Below are 26,969 nucleotides of genomic sequence, written 5' to 3' on the forward strand. Positions count from 1 at the left end.
CATTACAATTTGAGATTAAATTGCATCAAGTTCATTATCACTATTTTCCTTCTGGAACTCTTTAAAATTCACAAAAGGATTAATGTTATGCTGTTCCTGAGGGTCTGCATTCTGAACATTTTGATTACTCATAGCGGCGGTTTGCCCGTGTTCCTTTATTGTAATTTTTCCGCCGGTAGTGCACATAAGTTCTGAGAGTTCTGTGACACACGATTTGCCCATGATTTTTACCTGCTCATAGGTTTTCTGCCATTTTCCTGCAGGAGCAAATGCACATGGAAGATATCCTCCTGATGAAGGTTTTAATTTGCATTGCCCAAAGCTCGGTCCCGGAGGTGTAAACTGTACATCGTCTTCTGTAACGGCTAAATAATCAGCTTCACCCTTCTCATTGTTCCAATAATGTTTTTGGTGAGAAGTTACTTTATACTGTGGAAATTGATTGCCCTGATTACATTGGGCTTTCCCTTTTTGTACAACGAAATGCTTTCCGTCGTGTGGAGATGAACCGGACATATTTTGTGTATATTGATTTGGTTCTATAAATCTATAAAAAAAATAAGCGTAAAGAAGTAGTAGAATTACTACATTTTCAAAACTTTACTATTCATCAATACTATCAATTTTAAAAATAATATTGATTAATTCTGCTGTTTTTCCATACTGAAGATTTCTTTTTCAGTCACATCGTCAATAAATATATTGAAAGAGGCTTCTATTTTCTGTAAAGATAAATCTGTTCTGTTAAAGCTGTATTCTGCAATATGGCTGCAGTCAACAGCATTTTCTGTTGAAGGAGCTTTTGCATCGAAAATAAAAGACTTGGAATATAGCTGATCCATATTTCTATTATCCGATGAACGTCCACTTTGGGTAATTTTTAAAACAGTATTATTTTCTTTGGACTGGATTGTATTCTGGATTTCGAATCGAATAGGCGAGGCATTGGTAAGCCAGGGTATAAAATCATAATCGATTTGTGAGTCTGTCCAGTCACCATAGGTCGCTCTATAGAAAGCACCCGTCAGAAAATGGACAGGTAATGTATTTTTGAGATTTTCTAAAAGAACTTCTTTATTTTCTGCAACCCTTTTCATTTGATTGATATACGAATTGGAGTACTGATCTGTAAAATAACTTTTCAGGGTCTCTAAGTGATCTTTAATCAAATTTTCAGGACTGGTTAAGTGTATATCTTTAATTTCTAATTCTTCATTAAGACTAATGTGTAAAGGATATAAAATTTCAACACATGCTTTTGCCAGACTGGACATTTTGGTATCCGATTCTATTCCTTCTTTTTTAAAGTCAGACATTTGAAAGCTGAAAACGTGATAATTGTTTTCCAATTTTATATAAGCAAGTTCTACCTGATACTGATAATCTGTTAATTGTTCATCACCCAGGAACTTCTGGTGATTGATCTTGTATTTACCTTTTAATAGAGGAATTTGAAAGGGTATTTTTCCATGAGGAGGATGATAATATAAGCTATCTCCGTTTTCAATAATCTTTTTGTTGAGCTCTATAATTTCGTTCCCAAATGGAAGCAGGAGAGATTGTCCAGGTTTTAAATCCGTATAAAACCGTTCATGTTTCGCACAATGAGCATTGTGGAATTCTCTGAGATATATTGGGTTTTCGATTTTAAGACCGGATGCAATTTTTTCTAAGGTATCATCCTGTAGCGTTATATATGTAATCATTTGGTTTTATTTAAAAGAATAAAGCTTTTCAAAATGAAATTTATAAAAAAATAACAAAAAAACCTTTCAAACAAATTGAAAGGTTTTTAAATTTTATGATGTTAAGGTTTTTAGAACCCTACTAATCTTGCGAATAAATCAGGGAAAACACCTAAGACAATGATCGAAGCGATAACGAATATTCCAACGATATTGTAGGTAAGGGTTACTTTCTCTGAAGATTTGAATGTGCTTTCTTTGAAGAAGAACATAGAAATGATCAATCTCAAATAGTACGCAATAGAAACTGCAGATCCTAAAACTGCTACCAATACGAGGAAAACTCCATGATTAGAATTCATTGCCTGAGAGAATAAGGCAAATTTCCCCATGAAACCAGCCGTTAACGGAACTCCTGCCATTGAAAGCATAGAAATTGCCGCTACAGTTGCCAATAAAGGTTCTGTTTTTGCCAACCCTTTGAAAGCTCCGAAAGAAGTTTCTCTTTTTAGTTTTTCAACATAAATTAAGCACATGAAAACTCCTACTGTAGACAAAGCATAAGCAAATAAATAGAACGCCAAATTGTAAGTAGAAAGGCTTGTCATTCCGAAGAATACCAATCCGATGTATCCTGCGTGAGAAACTGAAGAGTAAGCCAACATTCTTTTTGCATTCGTCTGAGCAAGTCCCATAACGTTTGCCAAAAGCAATGTAATAATTAAGAATACCCCGAAAACATTGATCCATTCTGCGGTAACACCACCGAATCCGATTGTCATTAATCTGAATAGAGCAAAGAATCCTGAGATCTTTACAACACTCGCCATGAAAGCCGTGATCAATGAAGGCGCTCCATAATAAACATCAGGACTCCACATATGGAAAGGTGCCAATGCTACTTTGAATGCCAATGCACAAAGAATCAATAATACGCCCAAGATGAACATGGCATCATGAGGATTTGAAACTCCGAAATTCTGGATTTTATATAAATCAAAACTTCCAACACTTCCGTAGATGAATGCAATACCAAACAATAGGAAACCTGTTGCGAATGCCCCCATCAGGAAATATTTTATGGAAGCTTCGTTTGATCTTAGATCTGTTTTGTTAGCTCCCGCCATTACGTATAAAGGAATAGAAAGGATTTCAACTCCTAAGAATAGCGTTACCATGTTTTGATATCCGAAAAGGATAATTCCGCCACACAGTGCGAAAAGCATTAATGCATATAATTCTGACTGGTGGCTTCTGTGGTTGCTGAATGCAAAACCTCCCAAAAAGAATAATAATAATGTCGTTACGATTGATATTTTTGTGAATAACGCAGTATTTCCGGTATAGTCATACATATGTCTGTACTGTGCAAAGAAAGCACATTCAGGCATGAAACTTACCCATAATGCGATGATTAATCCCAAAATCCCAATGTATCTTGCGAATTTCCCTTGTTCAAAAACTCCTGAAAATAACGCAACAACTGCCGTTAGGAAAACAATAATTAAAACACTCATTTCTTAAAATATCAAATTAGCTTACCATTGATTGGTAGATAAACTTCAACGAACTATTCACCATTTCGATTATCGGTTGTGGGAAAATACCAAATACAATCACAAAAACCGCTAAACTTGCCAATACAGAGAATTCTACTGCAGAAAGATCTTTTACTGTGCTTAAAACAGCGTCATCACCTTGGCCGAACATTGCTTTTCCGTAGAATCTCAATAAATATACAGCCGCAAGGATTACTGTAAGACCGGCGATTACCGCTGCCAATCCGTTAAAATCATATACAGATTTCAACAGGATAAATTCCCCGATGAATCCATTAGTCAACGGAACTCCCATTGAACCTAATATAATGATCAGGAACAACACAGCAAACTTAGGAGCTACTTTCGCCAAACCTCCCATTTGTCTGATGTCTCTTGATTTAAATCTCTTGTATAAAATATCACAACAGTAGAATAAACCTACCACGTTGATACCGTGAGCAAAAGTTTGTACCAAAGCTCCTTCAGCACCTTCAATGGTGAAAGTTCCTCTTAAAGTAACTACCGCAGAAGCGAAGATACCTGCCACCATCAATCCAACGTGAGAAAAAGAAGAATAGGCAATGATTCTCTTCATATCAGTCTGAATGATCGCGATCAATGCTCCGTGAACAATTCCTACAATCGCCAGAATAATTACAATCTGCCCTGAAACTCCTGCAATCGGAAGGGGAGTGATTGGTAATAAATAACGCATAACTCCATATACTGCCATTTTAAGCATGATACCCGATAAAAGCATCGACCCCTGAGTCGGTGAATAGGTATAGGTATCCGGTTGCCAAGTATGGAAAGGGAATACCGGTAACTTCACTGCAAAAGCAAAGAAAATAAACCAGAATACCACAGTCTGTTGTGTTTCGTTCAGTTGAGCATTATATAAATCTGTCAGCGCAAAAGATGCAGAGTTGTTATACACATAAATCAATCCTGCTAACATGAATAATGACCCAACGAATGTATATACGAAGAATTTCGTAGTGAATTCAAATCTTTTATTTTCCTGACCCCAAAGTCCGGCAATGAACCAGATCGGAATCAAAGTTACTTCCCAGAAAATGTAGAACAATAGCCCGTCAAGCGAAGTGAAAACTCCTACAAGACCGAATTGCATTAACAGGATCAAACCGTAGAATGTGTTTCTGTAACTTACATTTTCATTAAAAGAAGATAAAATAATGATTGGCGTTAAAATATTAGTCAGCAATAAAAGAAGCAAACTCATCCCGTCGATACCGAAGTGAAGAGAGCTTTTCATAAATTGTGACCAAGGGTAGTTGATCTCGTGCTGCAATACGCTGTCTACCGTCGGATTAAAATCAAAATCCGCCGCGATGTAGAACGTTACAAGCATTTGAACCAATGCAATTCCCAGTGCCAAATATTTGCTGGATTTATCTTTCCACGCAAAAACTAATCCCGAACCTACTAGAGGTAATAGTAATAATGTTAATAATAAACCAGACATTATTGTAATATAAAGTTAACAATCAGTATAATTCCTACAGCTAAAGACATGATCAAAATGTAATTCTCAACATTTCCGTTCTGAATACGCTTCATCGCTTTTCCGCTGTCTTCGGCACCTTCGCCTACGAAGTCTACAAAACGATCAAGAATACCTTTATCAAACATCTTTCCTCCGCGTCCTAATCCTTCAACAGTTTTTACAATTAATGCATTGTAAAGTTCGTCAACATATAATTTTTTAGCAGACAGTTTTTCCCATCTGGTGTATTGTTCTTCAGGAAGTGCCTGTTTTTTCTTGTTCACGTAAGTATTTTTAACGATGAACCAAACACAGAAGAACATTAGAACTGTTGCTCCTAAAAGTATCATTTCAGTACCAAACGGGACCCCCGAAAGAGTAGCTTCCATTTGTTTAAAGCTTTCCTCAGTAAGAACCGGCTTCAACCACTCCATTAATTTTGCATAATGACCGTGACCGATGAAGTGAGGAAGGTTAATTAATCCCCCTACAACAGAAAGAATAGCCAATACGATCAATGGTAAGGTCATATTTGACGGGCTTTCGTGTAAGTGATGTTTTTGATCTTCAGTACCTCTGAACTCTCCATGGAAAGTTAAATAGTACAATCTGAACATATAGGTTGCAGTAATAGCCGCTAAAATGAATAATAATACCCAATAGATTGGATTTTTAGCAAAGGCTGCTACTAAAATTTCGTCTTTTGAAATCATCCCTGATAATAGAGGGAATCCTGAAATAGCCAATGTTCCGATTAGGAAAGTTGCGTGAGTGATTGGAATGTATTTTTTCAAACCTCCCATGAAACGCATATCCTGTTCGTTGCTCATTGCGTGGATTACGGAACCTGCTCCCAAGAACAATAATGCTTTGAAGAAAGCGTGTGTCATTACGTGGAACATTGCCGTTGTATACGCTCCAAGACCTAAAGCGATGAACATAAATCCAAGCTGTGAAACAGTAGAGTAGGCCAATACCTTTTTGATGTCGTTCTGACGTAATGCGTAGAATCCGGCCAAAGCTGCCGTTAAGAATCCGATGAATAAAATTCCTCCCTGAACAGTTGGTGCTAAAGTAAATAAGAAGTTTGATCTTACTACTAAATAGATACCCGCAGTTACCATCGTTGCCGCGTGAATTAACGCAGAAACTGGAGTTGGACCAGCCATCGCATCCGGTAACCATGTATATAACGGAACCTGAGCAGATTTACCCGTTGCACCGATAAATAAACTCGCCGTAATAAAGATAATTACGCTTCCGTCCAATTCAAATTTTCCTGCGTTTTCTGCTACCGTAAGGTAATCAACAGCGTTTGTTTGTCCGGCAATCATGAAAATACCGATCAATAACGCAAGGTCACCAATTCTGTTCATGATGAAAGCTTTTCTTGCCGCTTTACCATATTCTTCGTTGGTATACCAGAATCCGATTAGTAAGTAAGAACACAATCCTACACCTTCCCATCCGATGAATAGGATTAGGTAGTTGCTTCCCATTACTAATAATAACATTGAGAAGATAAATAAGTTCAGATAAGTGAAAAACTTATAGAAACCTTTATCGTGGCTCATATATCCGATAGAATACAGGTGAATTAAAGATCCGATCCCTGTGATGATCATCACCATCATTAATGATAACTGATCAATCTGGAATCCGAAATTGATCTGAACTCCGTTTATTCTAAACCATTCAAAAGCTTTTACAATTACAGGCTGACTTTCAGAATTAAAATTCATGAAAATACTCACTGCGATGCAGAAAGATGCAAAAACCATTGCCGTAGCCAAGCTACCTACAACAATTTTTGGAAGATTTTTTCCGAAAAGACCGTTAATAAGAAACCCTAAAAGTGGTAAAAGTACTATTGCATATACTAAATTCTCCATTCTTATCCTCTTAATTTATTAAATATACTAACATCAACAGAACGGGTATTTCTATACAGCATGGCAATAATTGCCAAACCTACCGCTACTTCTGCAGCAGCAACCACCATAATGAAGAAAACTAAAAGTTGTCCGTCGCCGTTACCCTTGTACGCAGAAAATGCGGCCAATAAAAGGTTCGTAGAATTTAGCATAAGCTCAACACAACCCAAAATAACAATAGCATTTTTTCTCAACAATACTCCCAACACTCCCAAACAGAACAATACTGAAGAAAGAATGATGAAATAATTCAGAGGGATGCTTTGTATAAATGTATTTACTTCTCCCATAATTTTATAAATCTTTTTTACCGATTAATACCGCACCTACGATACCTGCCAAAATAAGGATGGATGCAAGCTCAAACGGTAAAACATATTCATTAAACAAAAGTCTACCCAGATTTTTTGTCAAACCAACACCTCTGTCTACATTTTCAACAGCAATATGGTTGTCCTGAACTCCTCTGAATACTCCTAGAACACCAATTAATAAAAGACCGGCCGTAAAAACTCCAATAAATTTTAAAGTATTGTTCTTCTTACTTTCGTCTTGTTTATTAAGGTTAAGCATCATCAGGATATAAAGGAATAATACCATGATCGCTCCGGCGTAAACAATAATCTGGATAATTGCAAGGAATTGTGCATTCAGAAGGATGTACATACCCGCAATAGAAAACATCGTAACAATTAATGACAAAATAGCATATAAAGGATTTCTCGCAAATACGAAATATACCGCACTTGCCACTGCTAAAAACGCCACCAAGAAAAATAAAAACTGATCCATTATTTTACCGCATTTTTTTGTTTCTCGGATTGTCTTTCAGTGATATCAATCCTTTCATTTATTTTTTCAACCAATTTATCTTTTCCGTAAATGAAAGAACCTCTGTTGGTTTCCACGTCTACCAATCTGTCGGTAAGATAGATTGCAGATTTAGGACAAGCTTCTTCACACATACCACAGAAGATACATCTCAGCATATTGATTTCATATACCGATGCATATTTTTCTTCTCTGTAAAGATCTTTTTCTTCCTTAGTTCTTTCAGCAGCAGTCATTGTAATTGCTTCTGCAGGGCACGCCACCGCACAAAGTCCGCAAGCGGTACATCTTTCTCTGCCTTCCTCGTCTCTTTTCAAAACGTGCTGACCTCTCCAGATATCTGCTCTCGGTTTCTGTACTTCCGGATACGAATATACTGCGGGAGCACCTTTCAATACGGTTCTTACAGCATGCTTAAATGTAATCCCCATTCCTGTAAAAATCGCAGGTAAGTAGATTTTTTCAGCAAGGGTCATTTCTTTATTAGAAACAACTTTTGATCTGTTCGTAAGTTTCATTTAATTATAGATGTTAGATGTTAGACATTAGATTTTAGACTAATCTTGTCCGTTATCTTAATTAATTTTAAATTTTAATTTCCAAATGCTAAAATTACAGCTCCTGTAACCAGCAAGTTTACCAATGCTATTGGGATTAAAGTTTTCCAACCCAAATGCATTAATTGGTCATATCTAAATCTTGGAAGTGTCCATCTGATCCACATAAAGATCAAAATTCCGATTACCGTTTTGGTTAAGAATGCTACAATACTCAGGATACCTGCTGTGTTTTCACCCCAGTGTTGAGTTACCCATTCAATTCCCGGATAGTTGTAACCTCCGAAGAAAAGCACTACCATAAATGCATTGGAAATAAACATATTCACGTATTCACCGAACATATATAATCCTAATTTCATGGATGAGTATTCTGTAGAATATCCTGTTACCAATTCAGATTCACATTCCGGTAAATCGAAAGGGTGTCTGTTTGTTTCTGCCAAAGCTGCTACAATGAAAACAAGGAAAGCGATCGGCTGGTAGAAAATATTCCAGTTAAGACCTGAAACCCAGGGAATAACTCCCCAAAGTTTTCCGTTGGTCTGGCTTGCTGTAATTTCTTTTAAATCTAAACTTCCCGTCATCATAATGATAGAAAGTAAAGCTAATCCCATCGCCAGTTCGTAAGAGATCATCTGAGAAGAAGCACGGATAGCTCCTAATAATGAATATTTGTTGTTCGAAGCCCAACCTCCGATCATAATTCCGTACACTCCAATTGAAGCCATTCCGATGATGAAAAGTACACCAACATCGATGTTAGCCACCTGAAGATCATAAGAAGTACCTGCAATATTTAAACTTTTACCCCAAGGAATAACCGCTCCTGTAATTAATGAAATAAACATTACCAAAGCCGGCCCCAATACGAAAAGGAATTTTTCTGCATTGGCAGGTGTAAAATCTTCTTTAAAGAAAAACTTTCCACCGTCAGCAAGAGGCTGCAGCAATCCGAAAGGCCCAGCTCTGTTAGGCCCAATTCTATCCTGCATGATAGAGGCAACTTTTCTTTCTGCCCAGGTAGAGTAGGCCGCAATCGTTAACGAAAGCAGGAAAAGTGCTAATACAAGTATAAGTTTAAATGTAAGTAAATCCATTTTTATTTTTATAGATGTTAGATATTAGAGGTTTGAAGATGGAAGCAAAACTTTTCATTTTCAAATTCACTCATTATCAAATTTTCAAATTATTTTTCGTCTTTTTCACTGATTTCTTTAGCCATCGGATTGTCTAAAACTCTTAGCTCATCTTTAGGCTTCTCATAGTGGTTCAATGAAATCACTGAATGTCTGTCGATGTGTCTCGGACCTTCGATGTTCCAGTCACTCAGGTTTTTTCTTTCGAAACGGCAAGTATCGCAGATAAATTCTTCCACTTCACCCCACTGGTCTTTTCTCGCCGTAACTCTTACAATTTCATCACCTTTCATCCATACTACAGCTTTTCCTGAACACTTATCACATTTGCAAGATGCATTCATTGGCTTTGTAAACCAAACTCTGCTTGCAAAACGGGCTGTTCTGTCTGTTAATGCTCCTACCGGACAAACGTCGATCACGTTTCCGATGAAATCATTGTCTAAAGCTTTATTTAAATAAGTAGAAATTTCAGCGTGATCTCCTCTGAAAAGAATTCCATGCTCTCTTTCTCCTGTTAACTGGTTTGCTGCTAATACACATCTTGCACACAGAATACAACGGTTCATGTTCAATTTGATGTGAGGACCAAGATCATCAGCTTCGTAAGTATTTCTTTCGAATTCAGTTCTTGTATTTTCCACACCGTGTTCATATCCTAAATCCTGAAGATGACATTCACCAGCCTGATCACAAATAGGACAGTCTAACGGGTGGTTTACCAATAAAAACTCAGTCACAGCCTTTCTACCTTCCTGAGCTTTTTCAGAAGTAAGATTTTTTACTTCCATACCATCCATTACGTTGGTTCTGCAGCTTGCAACCAATTTTGGCATAGGACGAGGATCTGCTTCAGATCCTTTAGAAACTTCTACCAGGCAAGTTCTACATCTACCTCCACTGGTTTCCAATTTGCTGTAGTAGCACATTGCAGGAGGTACAGATTTTCCACCGATTTGTCTTGCTGCTTCCAAAATAGAAGTCCCAGGCAAAACTTCAGTAGTCTGTCCGTCTATAGTTATTTTGAATTTTTTAACCTCTTCGCTCATATTCTATGCTTTTCGCTTTTATGCCTTTAGCACCTAAGCTATATTTTAATTATACTTTTTTGTATTGAATGTATATCCGATTCCTGCAAGTGCTTGTCCGAAAACAAAATCCTGGCGAGCTTTATCCGGTTTATTGTTTAATGTGGTTTTAATATCCCACATATTGATATATCCGGCTTTTACTTCTGCTCTCAACATCCAGTTTTTCCAGAAAACCATGTTTAAACTTGATCTAAGATCGGCTCCCATACCTGCAACGTGAAAACGGTCGCTTCTTTCATTTCCAAAAAGCTTGATATTACTTTTCGGGAACATTACTCCTAATCCGGCTCCATAAGACCATACCAAATCTATATTCTTTTTATGAACAAGATTCTTATATTTCTCAAGACCTAAGTTCTCATAATTAAGTCCATCTGTATGCTCAAAAGTAAGGAACTGTTCATCAGCTAAATTTACCTGTCCGTTCTGCACCATTGCTGCATATTTCGGATCTGAAATATATCCTGAAAAGTCAACCGTCTGATTTTGTTTCATTACATATTTCATATGGTCAATTCCAAGAACAAGGGCTAAATTATCTTTAATAAAATATCCTATTCTGAAATTATATTGCGTCACCGTAAACCAGCTTGGATCAAAATAAACGATTCCAAATTTGGTAGGTTTATCTCTTGCAGCTACATTATTCAGCTGAAAATCATAACCGTTTCCACTGAAATGAATGTCAGAGTTACTAAAAGCTCCTCTGTTCCAACCAAAGAAAGCGAACATCTGACCTTTTTTACTTAAAGGAAGAGGCTTTTCTTTCTTTTCAACTTTATATGGAGTCGCCTCCAATTTATATTCCCTTTCTAATGTATCCTTTTTGACTTGTCCAAAGGCAATCCCCGACATCAATATGCCGGCTACCAATAAATTTTTCATTCTAAGCATTGTTTTCAACAGCAGGAATTGGATCTGCATAATGTGCTAATCCGTAATTTTGAGTTTGTGACAACTCCGGGTTTTTAATGTGCCATTCGAATTCATCTCTGAAGTGACGAATAGCTGCTGCAACAGGCCAAGCTGCTGCATCACCCAATGGACAAATCGTGTTTCCTTCGATCTTTCTCTGGATATCCCAAAGCAGATCTATATCTTCCATTTTTCCTTCTCCTTTCTCGATTTTCTTTAAAATCTTGTACATCCATCCCGTTCCTTCACGGCAAGGAGTACATTGTCCGCAACTTTCGTGATTATAGAATCTCGCCAAAGTCATGGTATGTTCTACGATACACTGATCTTCATCCAATACGATGAAACCTCCTGAACCCATCATGGTACCGGTAGCGAAACCACCGTCTGCCAATGATTCATAGTTCATATATCTTGGTTCTCCGTTTACAGTTTTCAGTAATAAATTGGCTGGAACGATCGGAACTGAGCTTCCTCCAGGGATACAAGCCTTTAATCTTTTTCCGTCTTTGATACCGCCGCAATATTCTTCAGAGTAAATGAATTCTTCAACCGTAATTGTCATGTCGATTTCATAAACCCCCGGTTTGTTGATGTTCCCACAAGCAGAAATTAATTTCGTACCTGTAGATCTTCCCACACCGATTTTAGCGTATTCAGCTCCTGTAATATCAATGATTGGAACCACTGCCGCGATAGATTCAACATTATTGACTACCGTTGGTCTTTCCCAAAGCCCTTTTACAGCCGGGAATGGCGGTTTCAGTCTCGGATTTCCTCTTTTACCTTCAAGAGATTCAAGCAATGCAGTTTCTTCACCGCAGATGTAAGCTCCACCACCTCTTTGAACGTAAATTTCGCAATCGAAACCGGTTCCTAAAATATTTTTACCTAAAAATCCTGCCGCTTTAGCTTCTTCAATCGCTTCTTCCAAAATATCCGGAATCCAGGAATATTCTCCACGGATGTAGATATAAGAAACGTTTGAACCCAAACAGTAAGATGAAATCAGCATCCCTTCGATCAATAAATGAGGAAGAAACTCCATCAGATATCTGTCTTTGAAAGTTCCCGGTTCAGATTCATCAGCATTTACGACCAGGTGTCTTGGAACGCCTTCCGGTTTTGCCAGAAAGCTCCATTTCATCCCGGTTGGGAATCCTGCTCCACCACGTCCACGAAGTCCGGAAGCTTTTACTTCTTCAAGAATTTCGTCGGGTGTCATTTTCAAGGCTTTCTCAGCAGCTTCGTAACCACCATTCTTTCGGTATGTTTCGAAGTAGCGGATGCCTTCTATATGTGCGTTTTTAAGTAAAAGTTTTTTACTCATTGTATATTTTAATTAATCCAAAGCGATTTGTCCTTCTCTGCAAAGATCAAGGATTTCATCAACTTTTTCTATCGTTAAATTTTCATGAAAGAATTTTCCCAACTGCATCATCGGAGCATATCCGCAAGCTCCAAGACATTCAGCAGGTTTTAATGTGAACATACCGTCTTCAGTAGTCTGTCCGTCCTTAATATTCAGTTTTGTCCTGATATGATCAAGGATTTTTTCACTTCCTGAAACCATACAAGGTCCGGTTCTGCAAACTTCAAGAACGTATTTGCCAACCGGTTTCATATTGAACATGGTATAGAACGTTGCTACTTCATATACTTCAATTGGCTTAATACTTAATAATTCCGCTACATAATCCATCACAGGAACATCTAACCATCCTCCGAATTCTTTCTGCGCTAAATGCAAAACAGGAATAAGAGCAGACTTTTGTCTTCCTTCAGGATATCTTGCGATAATTTTGTGTACCTGTGCTAAACTTTCCGGTTTAAAAGCTATTGTTTCGCTCACTTTTTTAAATTTTAAATTTTGAATTTTAGATTTTAAATTCTAAAAAATTTCAATTTTTATATGGAGTTTGGATTAATCTAAAATGTATAATCCAAAATCTATAATTTTTTTATGCGTCTAATTCTCCCGCAATAATATTCATACTACACATGGTTACGATCGCATCGGAAATTACAGAACCTGTAATCATCTCAGGATACGCCTGGTAGTAGATAAAACATGGTCTTCTGAAGTGCAGTCTGTAAGGGCTTCTACCGCCATCACTCACTAGATAGAAACCTAATTCTCCGTTACCACCTTCTACAGCGTGATAAACTTCACCTTTAGGCACATCTGTTTCTCCCATTACGATTTTGAAATGGTAGATCAATGCTTCCATTTTCTGATAAACATCTGCTTTTTCAGGAAGATAGAAATCAGGGACATCCGCGTGGAATGGTCCTTCAGGAAGATTTTCGTATGCTTGTTTAATGATTTTGATTGATTCCCAGATCTCTTGTTGACGAACCATGAAACGGTCGTAAGTATCTCCCGATGTTCCCACAGGAATAATGAAGTCGAAATCTTGGTAAGAAGAATAAGGCTGTGCAACTCTCACGTCATAATCTACACCTGCTGCACGTAAGTTCGGACCTGTGAAACCATAGCTTAATGCTCTTTCTGCAGAAATTGCTCCTGCTCCGATGGTTCTGTCCATGAAAATTCTGTTTCTTTCTAATAAAGTACAAAATTCTTTGAATCTTGGAGGGAAGGTTTTAAGGAAATCCTTAATCAATTCATGGAATTTGGGTGTGAAATCTCTTTCAAAACCTCCGATTCTTCCCATATTGGTCGTCATTCTCGCTCCGCAGATCTGCTCGTACATATCATAAATACGCTCTCTTTCTATAAACATATAGGTAAGACCGGTAATTGCTCCGGAGTCCATTCCCGTTACCCCGTTACAGATAAGGTGATCCCCGATTCTTGCTAATTCCATCAAAATTACACGCATATAATCTACACGCTTTGGAACTTCAACACCAATTAGCTTCTCTACTGTCATATGCCAACCTAAGTTATTGATTGGAGCAGAACAGTAATTCATACGGTCGGTAAGGGTAGTGATCTGAGAATAGTTTCTTCTTTCAGAAATTTTCTCAAATGCTCTGTGGATATATCCCACGGTTTGCTCTGCATGAAGGATTCTTTCCCCGTCCATCGTTAAGATATTCTGGAAAATCCCGTGTGTTGCAGGGTGGGTTGGTCCTAAATTGAGGGTATATAATTGTCCGTCAATTTGCTCCTTACTGTCGTACTGGTTAAGTATATTAGATAATGAGTTATCTTTCATAATGTTTGCTTTTAGCTATTTGCTTTTGGCTAATTGCCTTCCGCTATTATCTTCCGAACATGCTATCGTTCTTGTCGGTTCTGGTTCCGTCTTCCAAACGATATTCCTTCAACATCGGGTGGTATCCAAGATCTTCCATATTTAAAATAGGTCTAAGATCCGGATGGCCTTTAAATTTAATTCCGAAGAAATCATAAGTTTCTCTTTCCATCCAGTTAGCTCCGGCGTACAATTCCACTAAAGAATCCACTTCGATATTTTCTCTGGACATAAAGATTTTCAGACGCAATCTGAAGTTAGTCATCATATTATGTAAATGATAAACTACGCCGATTTCCTTTTCCGGGAATTCAGGGTAATGGATTCCACAAACATCTGTAAGGAAATTGATTTCTAATGATGAATCTTTAAGATAATGAACGATTTTCTTCAAATCTTCTTTCTTCACCTCAATTGTGAGCATTCCATATGGCTCAGAACTCGCGATTACAGACTCCGGAAATTCTCTTGTGATTGCTTCTAATACAAATTCGTTTGTCATTTCCGTTAGTTGCTTATGTTGTAAGAATCTAATAATTTCTGGTATTCAGGCATATCTCTTCTTCTGATGCTTTCGCTTTCTGCCAAAGCCTGAACCTGCATTACGCCTTCGATAATCTGCTCCGGTCTTGGAGGACATCCTGGAACATAAACGTCCACAGGAATAATTTTATCAATACCCTGTAATACAGAATATGTATCAAAAATACCACCGCTGGAAGCACAAGCTCCCACTGCTACCACCCATTTCGGCTCTGCCATTTGAGTGTACACTTCTTTTAGGACAGGTCCTAATTTCTTAGATATAGTTCCGCAAACCATCAGCATATCTGCTTGTCTTGGTGAGAAAGAGTTTCTTTCCATACCAAATCTTGAAGCATCATACGTAGGGTTCAGGGTAGCCATAAACTCGATACCACAACAAGAGGTTGCAAAAGGCAACGGCCAAAGAGAAAATTTTCTAGCCATCCCGATTACACTGCTCAGTTTCGTTGCGAAAAACCCTTCTCCTTCAAATCCTTCCGGAGCAGGTGCATCTGTTCTTATTACTGGTTTGTTATCTGACATTTTAGTAGATTTTAGATTTTAAATTTTAGATTCTAAATTATTGTTAATGTTAACCTTAATTAAAATCACCATCTAAAATTTGTAATTTAAAATTTATAATTTCTTTTATTTATCCCAATCTAATGCGCCGCGTTTCCAGACATAGAAAAATGCCATAAAGAAAATCGCCACAAATGTAAGTACCGCCAGGAATCCTTCCATTCCGAATTCTCTGAAGTTAACTGCATATGGATAAAAAAATACGATTTCAATATCGAATAGTACGAATAATACCGCTGTCAAAAAATATTTGATGGAAAACGGTGTTCTTGCATTTCCTTCTACCGGGACTCCACATTCCCAGCTTTGGTTTTTTACAGAATTTCCTTTTTTCTGTTTTGGACCTAAAAAATGCGCTCCAAGCAAAGAAATGGCTACGAAACCTATCGCAACACCTGCCTGTAAAAGGATTGGAATATAACTTTCAGGTAAATTCATTTTTGCATTATTATCTCAATTTGCAAATTTAGCGAATAAACAAGAAAGCATGAAATTTATCAGCTTTAAAATAGGATGAAAATAGAGAAAATTGGTAATTTAGAATCAATAAAAATAGTGATTATTTTTTCATTTTTTTAAGAAGAGAAAATGCCATAAATGAAATATACCCAAATAAAACACTTGCATACATTATGTTAACTACGGTGTTTGTTCTATCGTCTTCTATTTTAAAAAAGAAATTATAAACAATAAATCCTGCAATTAAAATGGCGAAAATAATGAGGTGTGGCTTCATGGAAAGATATTAAAATGTTAGGGTAAGAAATTAGCCTTTATTATTACTAATATTTAGTGAATAGGTTCTTCTCCTTTTGTGATTTACGGGGTTGTAATCCTGCCACAAGAGCTGAATGCTTTTATTTTCTTCCAGTTCGGGATTGGTTTCAAGAAATTTTACCCCTTTTTTGTTAAAAACATCCCAGATTTCTTTAAAAATAATCGAAGTTACACCGCGTCTTTGGTAATCTGGATGAATTCCGATCAGATAGAAGTTTGCCCTGTCGTTTTTCTTCCCGGCTTTCAGGAAATGCCACCATCCGAAAGGAAGTAATTTTCCTTTCGATTTTTGTAATGCTTTAGAATAAGAAGGCATTGTGATGGCAAACGAAATCAGGTGATTGTTTTCGTCTACGATACAAATAATGAAGTCCTTATCCAAAAGAGGAAAGTATTTTTCCTTATATGTTTTTCTCTGTTCGTCCGAAATAGGAGTGTATGTCGAAAGATGTTTGTAAGTTTCATCCAGAAGATCAAACATGGCATCCGCATAAGGTAAGATTTCTTGTTTTGTTTTAAATCTTAAAACTTTCAGATGATATTTCTGAGAAATCAATTCGTTGAATTTATAGATTTTTTCAGGTAAAGTATCGGGAAAGATGATTTCAAATTCCACCCATTCTTTTTCTTTTACCAATCCTAATTTTTCAAGATGCTTCGGATAATACTCACTATTGTAAATTCCGATCATTGTTGCCAATTTGTCAAAACCTAATGTCAGCATTCCTGCTTTGTCCAGATTGGTGAAGCCCATTGGTCCTTCAATAGTGTCAATATTTTTTTCTTTGGCAAAATCTACAGCCGTCTGAATTAACGCCTGCGAAACTTCCTCATCATCAATAAAATCGATCCACCCGAAACGGACTTTTCTGATTCCCAGTTCTTTTTCTTCTTTGTGGTTGATAATTACAGCAATTCTGCCGACAATTGTATTGTTTTTATAAGCTAAAAACTGTTTGGCTTCGGAGTATTGAAGAGCAGGATTTTGCTTGGGATTCCAAACGTTAACCTCATCATTGATGAATGCCGGAACATAATAAGGGTTGCTTTTATATAAATCCATCGGAAAACGGACAAATTTCTTTATCTGATCCGGATTTTTTACTTCAATAATGGAGACTTTCGACATAATGTATGACGCTAATTAGACAGACAAATATAATTAATTAAATACAATACTTTGGCACAGTTTTTACATCAAAATAGTAAAAAAAACACATTTAAAATCTAATAAAATGATAGGTTACTACGGTTATTATATAATTATCGGTATTTCGATGCTCGTAAGCTGGTGGGTTTCATCGAGATTGAAATCAAAATTTGCATATTATTCCAATGTACATCTTCGCAACGGGCTTTCAGGAAAGGAAGTTGCGGAGAAGATGTTAAGAGATAACGGGATCACGGATGTTCAGGTAATTTCAGTTCCTGGGCAATTAACGGATCACTACAATCCGGAAAATAAAACAGTAAATCTTTCTGAAGGTGTTTATATGCAGAGAAATGCAGCTGCTGCAGCGGTTGCTGCACATGAATGCGGTCACGCAGTTCAGCATGCTAAAGGATATTCTATGCTTCAGTTACGATCCAAATTGGTTCCTGTGGTAAGTATAAGTTCTAATCTGATGCAGTTTGTTCTGATTGCCGGGATTATGATCATGGCTGCGACACGTACTATTGAGAATCCAACAGGAAATAGACTGGTGTTAGGAATTGGGGTACTGATGTTTGCTTTTACAACTTTGTTTGCGTTTGTGACACTTCCTGTGGAATACGATGCAAGCAACAGAGCAATGAAATGGCTGAAAGATACAGGAACTGTTACTTCAGAAGAATATGTCGGAGTACAGGATAGCTTAAAATGGGCGGCAAGAACCTATGTGGTGGCGGCTATCGGTTCGCTGGCACAGCTTCTCTACTGGTTATCCCTATTTATGGGCGGAAGAAGGGATTAATTATTCTTTAAATTTAAAAGAAACATACTGCATCTCGGACAATTTGTCCGAGATGTTTTCTTTTTGGGCTATTTTTAACGAAGCTGTAAGAATACAATTTTCCTGAGTGTCAAAATTCAAAACTTTAGCATCAAATTTTGAAAGTAGGGTAAAGATGGTGTTTTGCTGGCTAAATTGAAACTGAATTTCGATTTCTATTTCTAATTCTTTAGTAATGATATTGGCTTCTTCCAATGTAATTTTTGCCGATTCTTTATAGGCTTTTACCAATCCTGATACTCCCAGTTTTGTACCTCCGTAATAACGAACGGATATAACCAAGACATTGGTGATTTCATTTGCGAGTAATTGATTGTAAATCGGTAAACCTGCACTTCCGGAAGGTTCTCCGTCATCGTTGGCACGATAGTTTTCACCGTTAAGGCCCATTCTGAAGGCATAGCAATGATGTGTTGCTTTCGGATGTTTTGCACGGATCTTTTCTAAAGCATTTTTTAGTTCTTCTTCATTGTTCACAGGAAAAGCAAACCCAATAAATTTGCTTCCTTTTTCCTTTAATAAGGTATTCTCGACAGGCTTTTCTATGGTTTTATATTCGTATATCATTGAGTATGCAAAAATATAGAATGGAATATAATTTTAATAGTTTTATATTAAAAATGTCGCCTATCAGCGACATTTAATAATAGTTTTGATGTTAGATCTACGGCCAGTTATTGAATTGCTCACAAGTATTTGTTATTGCTAAAATAATTCTGTCTCGGCTATCTGTGATGCATTTGTCGCAAGCCCAAGTACCACCCATAGCTATACATTGGCATCGAGGTCCCATACTGGCGGACCATGATCCACCACATGGTTCAGGACCGAAATCTCCTAATCCGCCTGGATCTCCCCACTCACCGCCAACAATTTGTTTTAAATCACTTCTTGAAATTTTTTTTAAATTTTTCATAAAATATTTTTTTCATATCTAATATAAAAATAAAATTCCAATAATGGTGACTTTTTATTGAGCGAAATAATAGATTTTATTGTCTCTGAAATTTTCAGTTTTATAAGGTTTAAATTTAAAATTAGGAGCCTGAGTTCCATTCCCCAGCTTTAGATCTCCACTTTTAATAACAATAGCCTCATCCCAAAGATTTTCATCAATAAATTGCTGTAACGTAAACCTTCCCCCTTCAATAATAACAGACTGAATCTGTTCTTTATACAAGGAGCTCATTAAATCGTGTAGGAAATTTTCTTTTTCAATTCTAATAAAATGAATATTCTCTTTGCTTTCTTCTTTTATAGAATTGAAAATTAAGGTTTTAGCCTGATTGTTGTAAATACTGAAATCCTGAGGTACTTTCAAATCAAAATCAATTAAGACTCTTACAGGATTCACACCCTTTACGTTTCTTACTGTTAAGCTGGGATTGTCGTTTAAAGCGGTTTGTGTTCCGACTAGAATAGCATGTTCATCGGCTCTTAACTGATGAACGAATTGATTGACTAAAGTATTCGAGATAGAGGTGGGTTTGAAATCTTTATCCAGAAAACCGTCTCCGGATTCTGCCCATTTTAAAATAATATAAGATCTTTTCTTTTCATGATAGGTAAAAAATCGTTTATTCAGCTCAATACACTCATTTTCTAAAATTCCGGAAACGACTTCAATGCCTGCATCTTGGATGATCTTTTTCCCTTTTCCGTTCACTTTGTCATGGGAATCCATTGCGCCTATCACTACTTTTTTGAAACCCAGCTCTTTAATCTTTAAAGCACAAGGTGGAGTTTTTCCATAATGTGCACAAGGCTCCAGAGAAACGTAAATGGTAGATTCGGGAATTAAACTTTTATCTTTAACGGAATTGATGGCATTAATTTCTGCATGAGGTTCTCCTGCTTTATGATGGTAGCCTTCACCAATGATTTTTTCATTATGAACAATTACACTTCCCACTAAAGGGTTCGGATAGGTATTGCCGATTGCTTTTTGGGCAAGCTCAATACATCTTCTGATATAAAATTCGTCTTGCATAGGAAAGAAAAAAGCGAAGACAAATTATTTGGCTCCGCTTTTTAGATTTTTTATAAGTTTATTCTCCTGCGATTATGCTGTGAAGATTCTGTCTTAAGGTTTCTAAATGAGCTTTTTTCTCATCAATAGTATCGAAAGTATCTTTTAATAAAGGATTTTCTCTCGATGGTTTATTAAAGAACGCTAAATTGTTTTCCAGTTTTACGATTTCTGCCTCAAGATCAGAGATTTGACTCTTAATTTTTCTTGCTTTGTCGGTTAATTGGTTTTCAGAAAGACCTTCTTCTTTAAGTTCTAATTCGTTGATTTTATTCAGTTTTAGCTTTTCTCTCAGCGTTTTGTTGAACTCGGAATTGATAGAGATTTTTTCTCTAGGCACTTTTCCTATATTATTCCAGGCGGTTTTAATCGCCTCAATCTTTTCGATGCTGCCATCTTCATTAGTGATGGTTTTCAACTCATCAAGAAGTTCTTTTTTATGTTTGTAATTCTCTTTCCAGTTATCTGTAGAGGTATTACTTTTTTCTCTGTAGTTGTTAAAGAATGTATTACAAGCATCACGGAATTCATCCCAGATCTTATTGGTCATACTTTTAGGAACGTGGCCAATTTTTTTCCAGTCTTCCTGAAGCTTTTTGAATAATGGTACTGCAATGTCCCACTCTTCATTGTTCATATTGTCTTTAGCAGTCTGGATAAGCTTTAATTTTTCTTCCAGATGACTTTGCTGAGATCCTTTTAATGATTTGTAATAATTGTTCTTCGTTGTGTTGAAGTTTCTCAGTGTTGTTTTGAAATCAGTCCAGTTCTGATTGGAAAGCTTTCTTGGAACACTTCCGGTTTTCAAAAATTCTGAACGAAGATCTTCAACTCTTCGGATAGCATTTTGCCAGTAATTATGATTAGGAGCTTCTGCTGGTTCTGAAAGCTTCTTAATTTCAGCGATGATCTGGTTCTTTTTCTCCAGATTGATGCTTTGTTCAGATTCTATTGCAGCAGAAAGTTCAGATTTTCTCTCGTGTATTTTGTTAGAAATTTCTTTAAATTCTTCCCAGGTTTTTTCACGGAATTCTTCTGCAACCGGTTCGGCTTCTTCTTTCCAAAGTTTATGAAGATACTGAAGTTCATTCAATGCTTTCTGAATCACAGGTTCATTTTCCAGCTCTTTTGCGCGTTCTATGATATGCTGTCTTTTCTCAAGATTATGGCTGTATTCCTGCTCAAGAAACTCTTTATTCAAATCCAGCATCTGATAAAACTGGTTCAGATGGTGGAAATAATTGTTGTTAAGAATTTTAAATTCGGATTTTGCAACCTGCCCGGCTTTAGACCATTCCTCTTTTATTTCACGGATTGATTTGAAAAGGTTGGTTCCCGGTTCTGAATTGGTATATAGATTTTTAAGTCTTTCAATGATATTCTGGCGTTGCTCCAGGCTTTTCTTTTGCTCCTCTTCCTGACCTTTTTGGTAAGAATCATGTTTTTCTTTGAAGATGTTGACCAAAGCAGAAAGTTTAGATTGCAGAGGATGCTCGTAACTGAAATTTTCAGGAGCATTTCCTGCTTCTACATATTCATGTTTTTTATCTTCTACTTCATCATGAATATAGTGACTTGCTTTTTCTTTCAGAAGGTTGAATTTTTTAAAATTCTCACCAGCATTGGGAGTGTTGATGATTTTTTCCATTTCCTTTAAAGCGTCCGCTAAAGAAATTTCAACTTCTTCTTCCTGATCTTCTACAGAATCTGTGTCTTCATCATGAGGAGGCTCATGAGAAGAAACGGTTTCTTCTGACGGGTTCTGTTGAGATACTTCTTGAGCATTTTTCTTTTCTTCGTTTTCAGAAAGGTTGTTTTCTGTAGTCATAGCAAGTCTTTTATGTGAGTGGCATTAATATCCTTTAAATATAGCAAAAAGCCAATTAAAACACTAATTTATGTTATTTTTTTTGAAAATTCCAAATTTCCCAGGCTTTTTCTGCCTGCTGTTCCAGCATATAATATCCATTCACTGTTTTTGCTCCTTTTTCAGAGGCGTTGATGATGAATTGGGTATAATTTGGATTGTAAATTAAGTCAATAACCAGATGATTTTTAGATAGTCCTTCAAAAGGAAATTTGAGGCAGTCTTCTACATTCGGGAAAGTTCCTACAGGAGTACATTGAATAATAATAGGATGATTTTCAACGGTTGCCTGATCCAGGTTATCAAAATTAATTTCCGTGCTTCTGGAAACGGTAATAGAACTGATTCCATGTTTGTTTAAAACATATTGAACGGCTTTCGCGGCTCCTCCATTACCTAGGATAAGCGCAGCGTTTTGATGTGGCTTTTTATGAAGAAGCAAGGTTTTTTCAAATCCGAAAGCATCAGTATTGTATCCTGTTTTTTTTCCATCCTGAATTAAGACACAGTTAACAGCTCCTATTTTCTGAGCTTCGTCACTCAATTCATCCAGGTAATCAATGATTTTTTCTTTGTAAGGAATGGTTACATTAAATCCTAAAAGATCAGAGGTAGAAAATAGCTGTTCAACCTCGTGTATCTCATTTAAATCAAAAATGCTATAAGAAAAGTCTTTTAGCATTAGTTTCTGAAATTTATCTTCAAAGAACTTTTTTGAAAAAGAATAAGAGATGTTGCGTCCTATTAAACCTAATTTTTTATTGGAAATCATATTTCAAAAATAAAAAAAAGACCGAAATTTTCGGCCTTTTATAAATTAAATTTTTGTATTTACTCCACAATAAATTTTGTGGTATTTATATCTGTTTTTAATAAGTAAACTCCTTTTGACAGGTTTTTAAGATCTATCTTGTTAGAATTTTTAAACGGATGGTGAATCACCTGAATAAGCTTTCCTGAAAGATCAATGATTTCTGCTTTAGTGATCTTATTAATGTTTTCGCCTTTTACAAAAAGCTCATTGTTTTTAACAGGATTAGGATAAATTCCGAATGTGTTATCTTTTGAAGTTTCTGAAGTCGCCAGGCTAGTGTAGCACGTCCAGCTTAAATCATCAATAGCCACTCTATTCCCTGAAATAGGATTGACTAATTTTATGGTAACGTTACCGCTTATATTGATGTTGTTGATGGTATAAGTTCCTACTGTTGCGCTGTAAGGAATTGTTCCTACCTGAACACCATTTACTAATAGATTTAAAGCACCATCAGAACCAGTAAATTTCAACTGGGTTTTTACAGTTAAGCTTTGGATTCCGCCGGAAAGGGTAGAGCTTAGCAAATAGCCGTCTCTTATCGTAATAGCTTTTCCTGTAATGGTTTGGTCTGTTCTTGCATCGGTTGCATTCCATGTAATGGAGTTATTGGTCCAGGTTTGGTTTGCATAGCTTGAAGAAGCTGCAGGAATATTGCTGAAATCTTCGGTGCCACAGCTTCCTCCGCCCGGTTGCCCTGCAAGAGTTGTTTCTGTTGCATTGTTACTTTGTGGCGATGAGTTCCCAGCGGCATCTTTGGCAATAACATAGAATGTATAAGTTGTAGAAGGATTTAATCCCTGAACTGTTGCTGTGGTTCCTGTAACAGTAGCATAAAAAGCTCCGTTTGAAAAATAAATATCATAACCCGTTACTCCTATGTTGTCTGTAGCTGCCGTCCAGCTTAAAGAAATTGAATTGCTGGTAGGGTTATTCGCGACTAAATTAGTTGGTGCTGTCGGAGCCTGGGTATCAACAACTGGTGTTCCCCAAATCTGATCAACATATTCAGGATGATCAATGTAAGGGTTTCTGTTTCCCTGATAAATATAAGAAGCATTATTTCTTCCGATTTCTGCAGGAGAAACAGGATCTAATGCATTCCAGGCTAGTAGTTGATTAAGTTCCCAGGTTTGAAGACCCGGAAAAGCTGAGCTTCCCAACATATTTCCAGAACTAAATCCGGAAAGCTGCGTTTCATATCGTGTTACAAAATAAAAAATCATTCTTGCCACATCTCCTTTAAAGGCATCAACAGGTTCAAAAACAGTTCCTGAATATCCGGGCGAAACGGAGGTTCCAAGCTTAGATCCGTTTAAAGAAGTGAAAGATGCTGTACCTACTTTTCCGTAAGGATAGTTAGATCTCATTCCATTTACTTTTCCATCAGTAGCTCTAATGAAATGAATATCTGCAACCATAGGAGAGTTGCTGTTGAATAAGCTCTGAGGTACTACGTGCTCCCTGTTGTAGCAGTTTCCTTCTGTGCTGTAAGAACCACATTGGTTGGTTGAGTAAGTAAATGTGTAAGGATCCGGGCCATTGGCATTTTCGGAATAAATATCTAAAATTGTTCCGTCATTTTCGTAATAATAATCACGATCGGTAGTCTGATAACCGCTCCAAAGGCCATTATAGCCGTGATCGATATGACCATTGGTGATAATCTGATTAAGCTTGCTTTTCAAAGCAGCTCCAGTAAGTCCTGTTGTTCCGTTGTAATACCCTGCCGGAATTTGTGCAAACGCATTGATAAATACAACTGCAAACAACAAAGAAAATAATATTCGTTTCATTTTTTAAAATTGGGGGCGTAAAGATACAAAAAAATGAAACGTTGTGTATTAACTTTTAGTAATATAGTCTTTGCTGATCTTTGAGAAGAACCATGAAATAAGTATCCCGAATACTGCTGCAGTAAGGGCTACAATGATGTAATTGTTTCCTACGATCTTAATAGGAAAGGGCAATGTTCCTATGGCTTTAAAAAATTCAGTATACTGCTGAAAATAGCATAAAAGAGTACCTAGAATTAGTCCTGAAATAATACCTAGAATTACAATAAGAACTCCGGTATAAAAATACGTTTTTCTTAAATGAGCTAAAGGAAATCCAAGTGAAATGAGTGAGCGGGCCTGTTCTTTTTTATCAAGCTGAAGAATAATGATTGCTCCAGCAAGATTGAAGGTCGTAATGAAGATGACTAAAGCAAAAATAAGGTAAATAAACAGCTTTTCGGTATTAATCATTTTCCAGAAAGCGGCGTTTTCCTCTTCTTTGGTTTTGATTTCAACCGTTTTGCCAAGTTGTGAGATCAAATTTTGCTTTACTATATCTGCGTTTTCAGGATTTTTAAGTTTAATCACAATTTGGTAGGCAGATTGCTTTGGTAGATCCAATAGTTCCTCAGTAAGTTCAATAGGAGCTATAATGTAGTTGTTGAGCTGATCATTTCCCGGAAAAACTCCTGTAACGAAAATATTTTTCTTATTATAAATATCTTCTTCCTTATTAATAATTCCTGTACCGGGTTTAGGCATGAAAACTGTAGCAAAATCCGAGGTAGAATCTATAGGAATAGAAAGCCTGTTTTTAAGGGAGTGCTCCATGATCACTTCATTGGAATACTTGAAGCTTGGGTAAGTTCCGTAGAAAATACTTTTGTCAATAGGATTCACTTTCGTATAAGCAGAATCTACCCCCCGTAAATAGGCAATATCGCCCTTGCCGTTGTAGTTGATGTATACTTTTTCTTCGATCACTTTAGAAAAGCTCACAATTTCTTTGTTCTTTTTTAAAGTAGTCTCTACCTGTTGTATATCCTTAATCGTTTTTCCAGAGCTGCTTTTTAAGGTAAGGTCTGCATGCAGGTTGGCAATAAGATCTTTATTGAAATCTTCCAGCCCGGAGAAAACCGAAATAATAACGAACATCGCAGTCACAGCTACGGTCATCGCTCCTACAGCAAGCCATGTGATAAACGTAACGGCAGTGCTCCCTTTTTTAGCTAAAAGGTATCGGGATGCGATATAAAATGCAATGTTCTTCAAAATGTACTATAAAACAGGATTGTCACCTTCTCCTCTTAATTCTCTCTCCAGTTTTTCCACATCATCAAGAGTGGTGTCCAGATAAAAGTTAAGATTAGGAATTACACGTACTTGTTTTGCCATTTTCTGGCCGATGAAATTTCTGTATTGAGCTTTGTTTTCTTCTATTTCCTTCATCACAGCACTACGGTGCTCCTGTGGGAAAATGCTTAAGTAAATTTTTGCAATTCCTAAATCTGCCGTTACTTTTACGTCAGAAACGGTTACTAAAATACTTTGCTGGCTGTTGGCAGCCTGTTGGCGGAAAAGCTCTGCGAAGTCTTCCTGTATAATCTGTGCTACTTTTCTTTGTCTGTTACTTTCCATAAGTTCTGCAAATTTAGTACTTTTGTTTGAATTGATACTTTGAAATTAAGAAGCAGTATCAAAATTACAATTTAAATTATTGATTAGTATTTATGAAGCTAGAACATATCGGTATTGCCGTAAAGTCTTTGGGAGTTTCGGATGAGCTCTTTACTAAATTACTCGGGAAAGAATCCTATAAAAAAGAAACCGTGGAAAGGGAGGGAGTAGTTACGTCTTTCTATGAAACCGGAGAAAGTAAAATAGAGCTTTTGGAAGCCAGTAACCCTGAAAGTCCGATCTCAAAATTTATAGATAAAAAGGGAGAAGGAATTCATCATTTGGCATTTGGAGTGGAAAATATCTACGACGAAGTGCAAAGACTGAAAAAAGAAGGTTTTCAATTTATTTCCGAAGAACCGAAAGAAGGTGCTGATAACAAATTAGTTGTATTCTTGCATCCTAAATCTACTAATGGAGTGCTGGTAGAATTATGCCAAGAAAAGCAATAAAAAATTTTGTAGTGAAAGAATTTTTGCTATTTTTGCAAACACAAAATTTA

General features: G+C 36.7%; 28 protein-coding genes. 2 read left to right on the top strand and 26 right to left on the bottom strand.

The window, feature by feature from the left end; all coding sequences use genetic code 11:
* Nucleotides 1-15: 15 nt before the first annotated feature.
* From MKS83_RS17185 to MKS83_RS17270, 18 genes are all read right to left on the bottom strand, one after another.
* Nucleotides 16-516, bottom strand: coding sequence for a DUF4280 domain-containing protein (locus MKS83_RS17185; RefSeq protein WP_240580623.1), 501 nt, complete (start codon nucleotides 514-516; stop codon nucleotides 16-18).
* 125 nt (nucleotides 517-641) lie between these two features.
* The gene (locus MKS83_RS17190; protein WP_240580624.1) at nucleotides 642-1,706 is read right to left on the bottom strand and encodes a hypothetical protein; all 1,065 of its coding nucleotides are present in this window, start codon (nucleotides 1,704-1,706) and stop codon (nucleotides 642-644) included.
* Nucleotides 1,707-1,816: 110 nt separating this feature from the next.
* On the bottom strand, nucleotides 1,817-3,202 hold the full coding sequence (locus MKS83_RS17195) for an NADH-quinone oxidoreductase subunit N (RefSeq protein WP_240580625.1): 1,386 nt from the start codon (nucleotides 3,200-3,202) through the stop codon (nucleotides 1,817-1,819).
* 16 nt (nucleotides 3,203-3,218) lie between these two features.
* Nucleotides 3,219-4,712 (bottom strand): NuoM family protein, encoded by a 1,494-nt coding sequence (locus MKS83_RS17200; protein WP_240580626.1) that lies wholly within the window; start codon nucleotides 4,710-4,712, stop codon nucleotides 3,219-3,221.
* The gene (gene nuoL, locus MKS83_RS17205; RefSeq protein ID WP_240580627.1) at nucleotides 4,712-6,625 is read right to left on the bottom strand and encodes an NADH-quinone oxidoreductase subunit L; all 1,914 of its coding nucleotides are present in this window, start codon (nucleotides 6,623-6,625) and stop codon (nucleotides 4,712-4,714) included. Before nuoL ends, MKS83_RS17200 begins: the two co-directional genes overlap by 1 nt.
* A 2-nt stretch (nucleotides 6,626-6,627) precedes the next feature.
* The gene (gene nuoK / locus MKS83_RS17210; RefSeq protein ID WP_055982308.1) at nucleotides 6,628-6,957 is read right to left on the bottom strand and encodes an NADH-quinone oxidoreductase subunit NuoK; all 330 of its coding nucleotides are present in this window, start codon (nucleotides 6,955-6,957) and stop codon (nucleotides 6,628-6,630) included.
* Between the two features lie 4 nt (nucleotides 6,958-6,961).
* The gene (locus tag MKS83_RS17215) at nucleotides 6,962-7,459 is read right to left on the bottom strand and encodes an NADH-quinone oxidoreductase subunit J (protein ID WP_100378318.1); all 498 of its coding nucleotides are present in this window, start codon (nucleotides 7,457-7,459) and stop codon (nucleotides 6,962-6,964) included.
* Nucleotides 7,459-8,016 carry a NuoI/complex I 23 kDa subunit family protein gene (locus tag MKS83_RS17220; RefSeq protein WP_056218098.1) on the bottom strand — a complete coding sequence of 186 codons (558 nt, stop codon included), beginning with the start codon at nucleotides 8,014-8,016 and terminating at the stop codon, nucleotides 7,459-7,461. The genes MKS83_RS17215 and MKS83_RS17220 overlap by 1 nt, the downstream gene beginning before the upstream one ends.
* Before the next feature lie 74 nt (nucleotides 8,017-8,090).
* Nucleotides 8,091-9,155 carry an NADH-quinone oxidoreductase subunit NuoH gene (gene nuoH, locus MKS83_RS17225; protein WP_240580628.1) on the bottom strand — a complete coding sequence of 355 codons (1,065 nt, stop codon included), beginning with the start codon at nucleotides 9,153-9,155 and terminating at the stop codon, nucleotides 8,091-8,093.
* Between the two features lie 89 nt (nucleotides 9,156-9,244).
* On the bottom strand, nucleotides 9,245-10,243 hold the full coding sequence (locus MKS83_RS17230) for a 2Fe-2S iron-sulfur cluster-binding protein (RefSeq protein WP_240580629.1): 999 nt from the start codon (nucleotides 10,241-10,243) through the stop codon (nucleotides 9,245-9,247).
* A 45-nt stretch (nucleotides 10,244-10,288) separates the two neighbouring features.
* Nucleotides 10,289-11,170, bottom strand: coding sequence for a hypothetical protein (locus MKS83_RS17235; RefSeq protein WP_100378409.1), 882 nt, complete (start codon nucleotides 11,168-11,170; stop codon nucleotides 10,289-10,291).
* Nucleotide 11,171: 1 nt separating this feature from the next.
* Nucleotides 11,172-12,530 (bottom strand): NADH-quinone oxidoreductase subunit NuoF, encoded by a 1,359-nt coding sequence (nuoF, locus tag MKS83_RS17240; protein WP_240580630.1) that lies wholly within the window; start codon nucleotides 12,528-12,530, stop codon nucleotides 11,172-11,174.
* Nucleotides 12,531-12,542: 12 nt separating this feature from the next.
* Nucleotides 12,543-13,052: a complex I 24 kDa subunit family protein gene (gene nuoE, locus MKS83_RS17245; protein ID WP_076393021.1), complete on the bottom strand. Its 510-nt coding sequence runs from the start codon at nucleotides 13,050-13,052 to the stop codon at nucleotides 12,543-12,545.
* Nucleotides 13,053-13,161: 109 nt separating this feature from the next.
* Nucleotides 13,162-14,385 carry an NADH dehydrogenase (quinone) subunit D gene (gene nuoD / locus MKS83_RS17250; protein ID WP_240580631.1) on the bottom strand — a complete coding sequence of 408 codons (1,224 nt, stop codon included), beginning with the start codon at nucleotides 14,383-14,385 and terminating at the stop codon, nucleotides 13,162-13,164.
* Nucleotides 14,386-14,431: 46 nt separating this feature from the next.
* Nucleotides 14,432-14,926: an NADH-quinone oxidoreductase subunit C gene (locus MKS83_RS17255; protein ID WP_100378321.1), complete on the bottom strand. Its 495-nt coding sequence runs from the start codon at nucleotides 14,924-14,926 to the stop codon at nucleotides 14,432-14,434.
* A gap of 5 nt (nucleotides 14,927-14,931) precedes the next feature.
* Nucleotides 14,932-15,492, bottom strand: coding sequence for an NADH-quinone oxidoreductase subunit B (locus tag MKS83_RS17260; protein ID WP_047397471.1), 561 nt, complete (start codon nucleotides 15,490-15,492; stop codon nucleotides 14,932-14,934).
* A 105-nt stretch (nucleotides 15,493-15,597) separates the two neighbouring features.
* A complete protein-coding gene (locus MKS83_RS17265; RefSeq protein ID WP_100378322.1) occupies nucleotides 15,598-15,969 on the bottom strand; it encodes an NADH-quinone oxidoreductase subunit A in 372 nt (123 codons plus the stop codon).
* A 328-nt stretch (nucleotides 15,970-16,297) separates the two neighbouring features.
* Complete coding sequence (locus tag MKS83_RS17270) at nucleotides 16,298-17,437, bottom strand: GNAT family N-acetyltransferase (RefSeq protein WP_240580632.1); 1,140 nt, start codon at nucleotides 17,435-17,437, stop codon at nucleotides 16,298-16,300.
* A gap of 106 nt (nucleotides 17,438-17,543) precedes the next feature.
* Here MKS83_RS17270 and MKS83_RS17275 point away from each other — a divergent pair, with 106 nt between their 5' ends.
* Nucleotides 17,544-18,263 (top strand): zinc metallopeptidase, encoded by a 720-nt coding sequence (locus MKS83_RS17275; protein WP_240580633.1) that lies wholly within the window; start codon nucleotides 17,544-17,546, stop codon nucleotides 18,261-18,263.
* On the opposite strand, the gene MKS83_RS17280 is transcribed toward MKS83_RS17275, so the two are convergent.
* The 8 genes from MKS83_RS17280 to rbfA form a co-directional block, all read right to left on the bottom strand.
* Nucleotides 18,264-18,869 (bottom strand): IMPACT family protein, encoded by a 606-nt coding sequence (locus MKS83_RS17280; protein ID WP_240580634.1) that lies wholly within the window; start codon nucleotides 18,867-18,869, stop codon nucleotides 18,264-18,266.
* 97 nt (nucleotides 18,870-18,966) lie between these two features.
* A complete protein-coding gene (locus tag MKS83_RS17285) occupies nucleotides 18,967-19,218 on the bottom strand; it encodes a bacteriocin-like protein (RefSeq protein WP_240580635.1) in 252 nt (83 codons plus the stop codon).
* A 54-nt stretch (nucleotides 19,219-19,272) separates the two neighbouring features.
* Nucleotides 19,273-20,292, bottom strand: coding sequence for a bifunctional diaminohydroxyphosphoribosylaminopyrimidine deaminase/5-amino-6-(5-phosphoribosylamino)uracil reductase RibD (gene ribD / locus MKS83_RS17290; RefSeq protein WP_240580636.1), 1,020 nt, complete (start codon nucleotides 20,290-20,292; stop codon nucleotides 19,273-19,275).
* A gap of 58 nt (nucleotides 20,293-20,350) precedes the next feature.
* Nucleotides 20,351-22,159 (bottom strand): DUF349 domain-containing protein, encoded by a 1,809-nt coding sequence (locus MKS83_RS17295; protein ID WP_240580637.1) that lies wholly within the window; start codon nucleotides 22,157-22,159, stop codon nucleotides 20,351-20,353.
* A 73-nt stretch (nucleotides 22,160-22,232) separates the two neighbouring features.
* Nucleotides 22,233-22,970, bottom strand: coding sequence for a shikimate dehydrogenase family protein (locus MKS83_RS17300; RefSeq protein WP_240580638.1), 738 nt, complete (start codon nucleotides 22,968-22,970; stop codon nucleotides 22,233-22,235).
* A gap of 59 nt (nucleotides 22,971-23,029) precedes the next feature.
* On the bottom strand, nucleotides 23,030-24,808 hold the full coding sequence (locus tag MKS83_RS17305) for an endonuclease (RefSeq protein WP_240580639.1): 1,779 nt from the start codon (nucleotides 24,806-24,808) through the stop codon (nucleotides 23,030-23,032).
* A 48-nt stretch (nucleotides 24,809-24,856) separates the two neighbouring features.
* Entirely contained in the window at nucleotides 24,857-26,062 is a 1,206-nt protein-coding gene (locus MKS83_RS17310) for an ABC transporter permease (RefSeq protein ID WP_240580640.1), read from the bottom strand.
* A 6-nt stretch (nucleotides 26,063-26,068) separates the two neighbouring features.
* Nucleotides 26,069-26,428 (bottom strand): 30S ribosome-binding factor RbfA, encoded by a 360-nt coding sequence (gene rbfA, locus MKS83_RS17315; RefSeq protein ID WP_100378331.1) that lies wholly within the window; start codon nucleotides 26,426-26,428, stop codon nucleotides 26,069-26,071.
* Between the two features lie 92 nt (nucleotides 26,429-26,520).
* Here rbfA and mce point away from each other — a divergent pair, with 92 nt between their 5' ends.
* A complete protein-coding gene (mce, locus tag MKS83_RS17320; protein ID WP_240580641.1) occupies nucleotides 26,521-26,919 on the top strand; it encodes a methylmalonyl-CoA epimerase in 399 nt (132 codons plus the stop codon).
* Nucleotides 26,920-26,969: the final 50 nt, after the last annotated feature.

The organism is Chryseobacterium sp. Y16C, from assembly GCF_022488405.1.
GTDB lineage: Bacteria > Bacteroidota > Bacteroidia > Flavobacteriales > Weeksellaceae > Chryseobacterium > Chryseobacterium geocarposphaerae.

Coding starts and splice junctions, on each gene's coding strand:
- MKS83_RS17185 (WP_240580623.1), bottom strand. CDS start 516: ATGTCCGGTTCATCTCCACACGACGGAAAGCATTTCGTTGTACAAAAA.
- MKS83_RS17190 (WP_240580624.1), bottom strand. CDS start 1,706: ATGATTACATATATAACGCTACAGGATGATACCTTAGAAAAAATTGCA.
- MKS83_RS17195 (WP_240580625.1), bottom strand. CDS start 3,202: ATGAGTGTTTTAATTATTGTTTTCCTAACGGCAGTTGTTGCGTTATTT.
- MKS83_RS17200 (WP_240580626.1), bottom strand. CDS start 4,712: ATGTCTGGTTTATTATTAACATTATTACTATTACCTCTAGTAGGTTCG.
- nuoL (WP_240580627.1), bottom strand. CDS start 6,625: ATGGAGAATTTAGTATATGCAATAGTACTTTTACCACTTTTAGGGTTT.
- nuoK (WP_055982308.1), bottom strand. CDS start 6,957: ATGGGAGAAGTAAATACATTTATACAAAGCATCCCTCTGAATTATTTC.
- MKS83_RS17215 (WP_100378318.1), bottom strand. CDS start 7,459: ATGGATCAGTTTTTATTTTTCTTGGTGGCGTTTTTAGCAGTGGCAAGT.
- MKS83_RS17220 (WP_056218098.1), bottom strand. CDS start 8,016: ATGAAACTTACGAACAGATCAAAAGTTGTTTCTAATAAAGAAATGACC.
- nuoH (WP_240580628.1), bottom strand. CDS start 9,155: ATGGATTTACTTACATTTAAACTTATACTTGTATTAGCACTTTTCCTG.
- MKS83_RS17230 (WP_240580629.1), bottom strand. CDS start 10,243: ATGAGCGAAGAGGTTAAAAAATTCAAAATAACTATAGACGGACAGACT.
- MKS83_RS17235 (WP_100378409.1), bottom strand. CDS start 11,170: ATGAAAAATTTATTGGTAGCCGGCATATTGATGTCGGGGATTGCCTTT.
- nuoF (WP_240580630.1), bottom strand. CDS start 12,530: ATGAGTAAAAAACTTTTACTTAAAAACGCACATATAGAAGGCATCCGC.
- nuoD (WP_240580631.1), bottom strand. CDS start 14,385: ATGAAAGATAACTCATTATCTAATATACTTAACCAGTACGACAGTAAG.
- MKS83_RS17255 (WP_100378321.1), bottom strand. CDS start 14,926: ATGACAAACGAATTTGTATTAGAAGCAATCACAAGAGAATTTCCGGAG.
- MKS83_RS17260 (WP_047397471.1), bottom strand. CDS start 15,492: ATGTCAGATAACAAACCAGTAATAAGAACAGATGCACCTGCTCCGGAA.
- MKS83_RS17265 (WP_100378322.1), bottom strand. CDS start 15,969: ATGAATTTACCTGAAAGTTATATTCCAATCCTTTTACAGGCAGGTGTT.
- MKS83_RS17270 (WP_240580632.1), bottom strand. CDS start 17,437: ATGTCGAAAGTCTCCATTATTGAAGTAAAAAATCCGGATCAGATAAAG.
- MKS83_RS17275 (WP_240580633.1), top strand. CDS start 17,544: ATGATAGGTTACTACGGTTATTATATAATTATCGGTATTTCGATGCTC.
- MKS83_RS17280 (WP_240580634.1), bottom strand. CDS start 18,869: ATGATATACGAATATAAAACCATAGAAAAGCCTGTCGAGAATACCTTA.
- MKS83_RS17285 (WP_240580635.1), bottom strand. CDS start 19,218: ATGAAAAATTTAAAAAAAATTTCAAGAAGTGATTTAAAACAAATTGTT.
- ribD (WP_240580636.1), bottom strand. CDS start 20,292: ATGCAAGACGAATTTTATATCAGAAGATGTATTGAGCTTGCCCAAAAA.
- MKS83_RS17295 (WP_240580637.1), bottom strand. CDS start 22,159: ATGACTACAGAAAACAACCTTTCTGAAAACGAAGAAAAGAAAAATGCT.
- MKS83_RS17300 (WP_240580638.1), bottom strand. CDS start 22,970: ATGATTTCCAATAAAAAATTAGGTTTAATAGGACGCAACATCTCTTAT.
- MKS83_RS17305 (WP_240580639.1), bottom strand. CDS start 24,808: ATGAAACGAATATTATTTTCTTTGTTGTTTGCAGTTGTATTTATCAAT.
- rbfA (WP_100378331.1), bottom strand. CDS start 26,428: ATGGAAAGTAACAGACAAAGAAAAGTAGCACAGATTATACAGGAAGAC.
- mce (WP_240580641.1), top strand. CDS start 26,521: ATGAAGCTAGAACATATCGGTATTGCCGTAAAGTCTTTGGGAGTTTCG.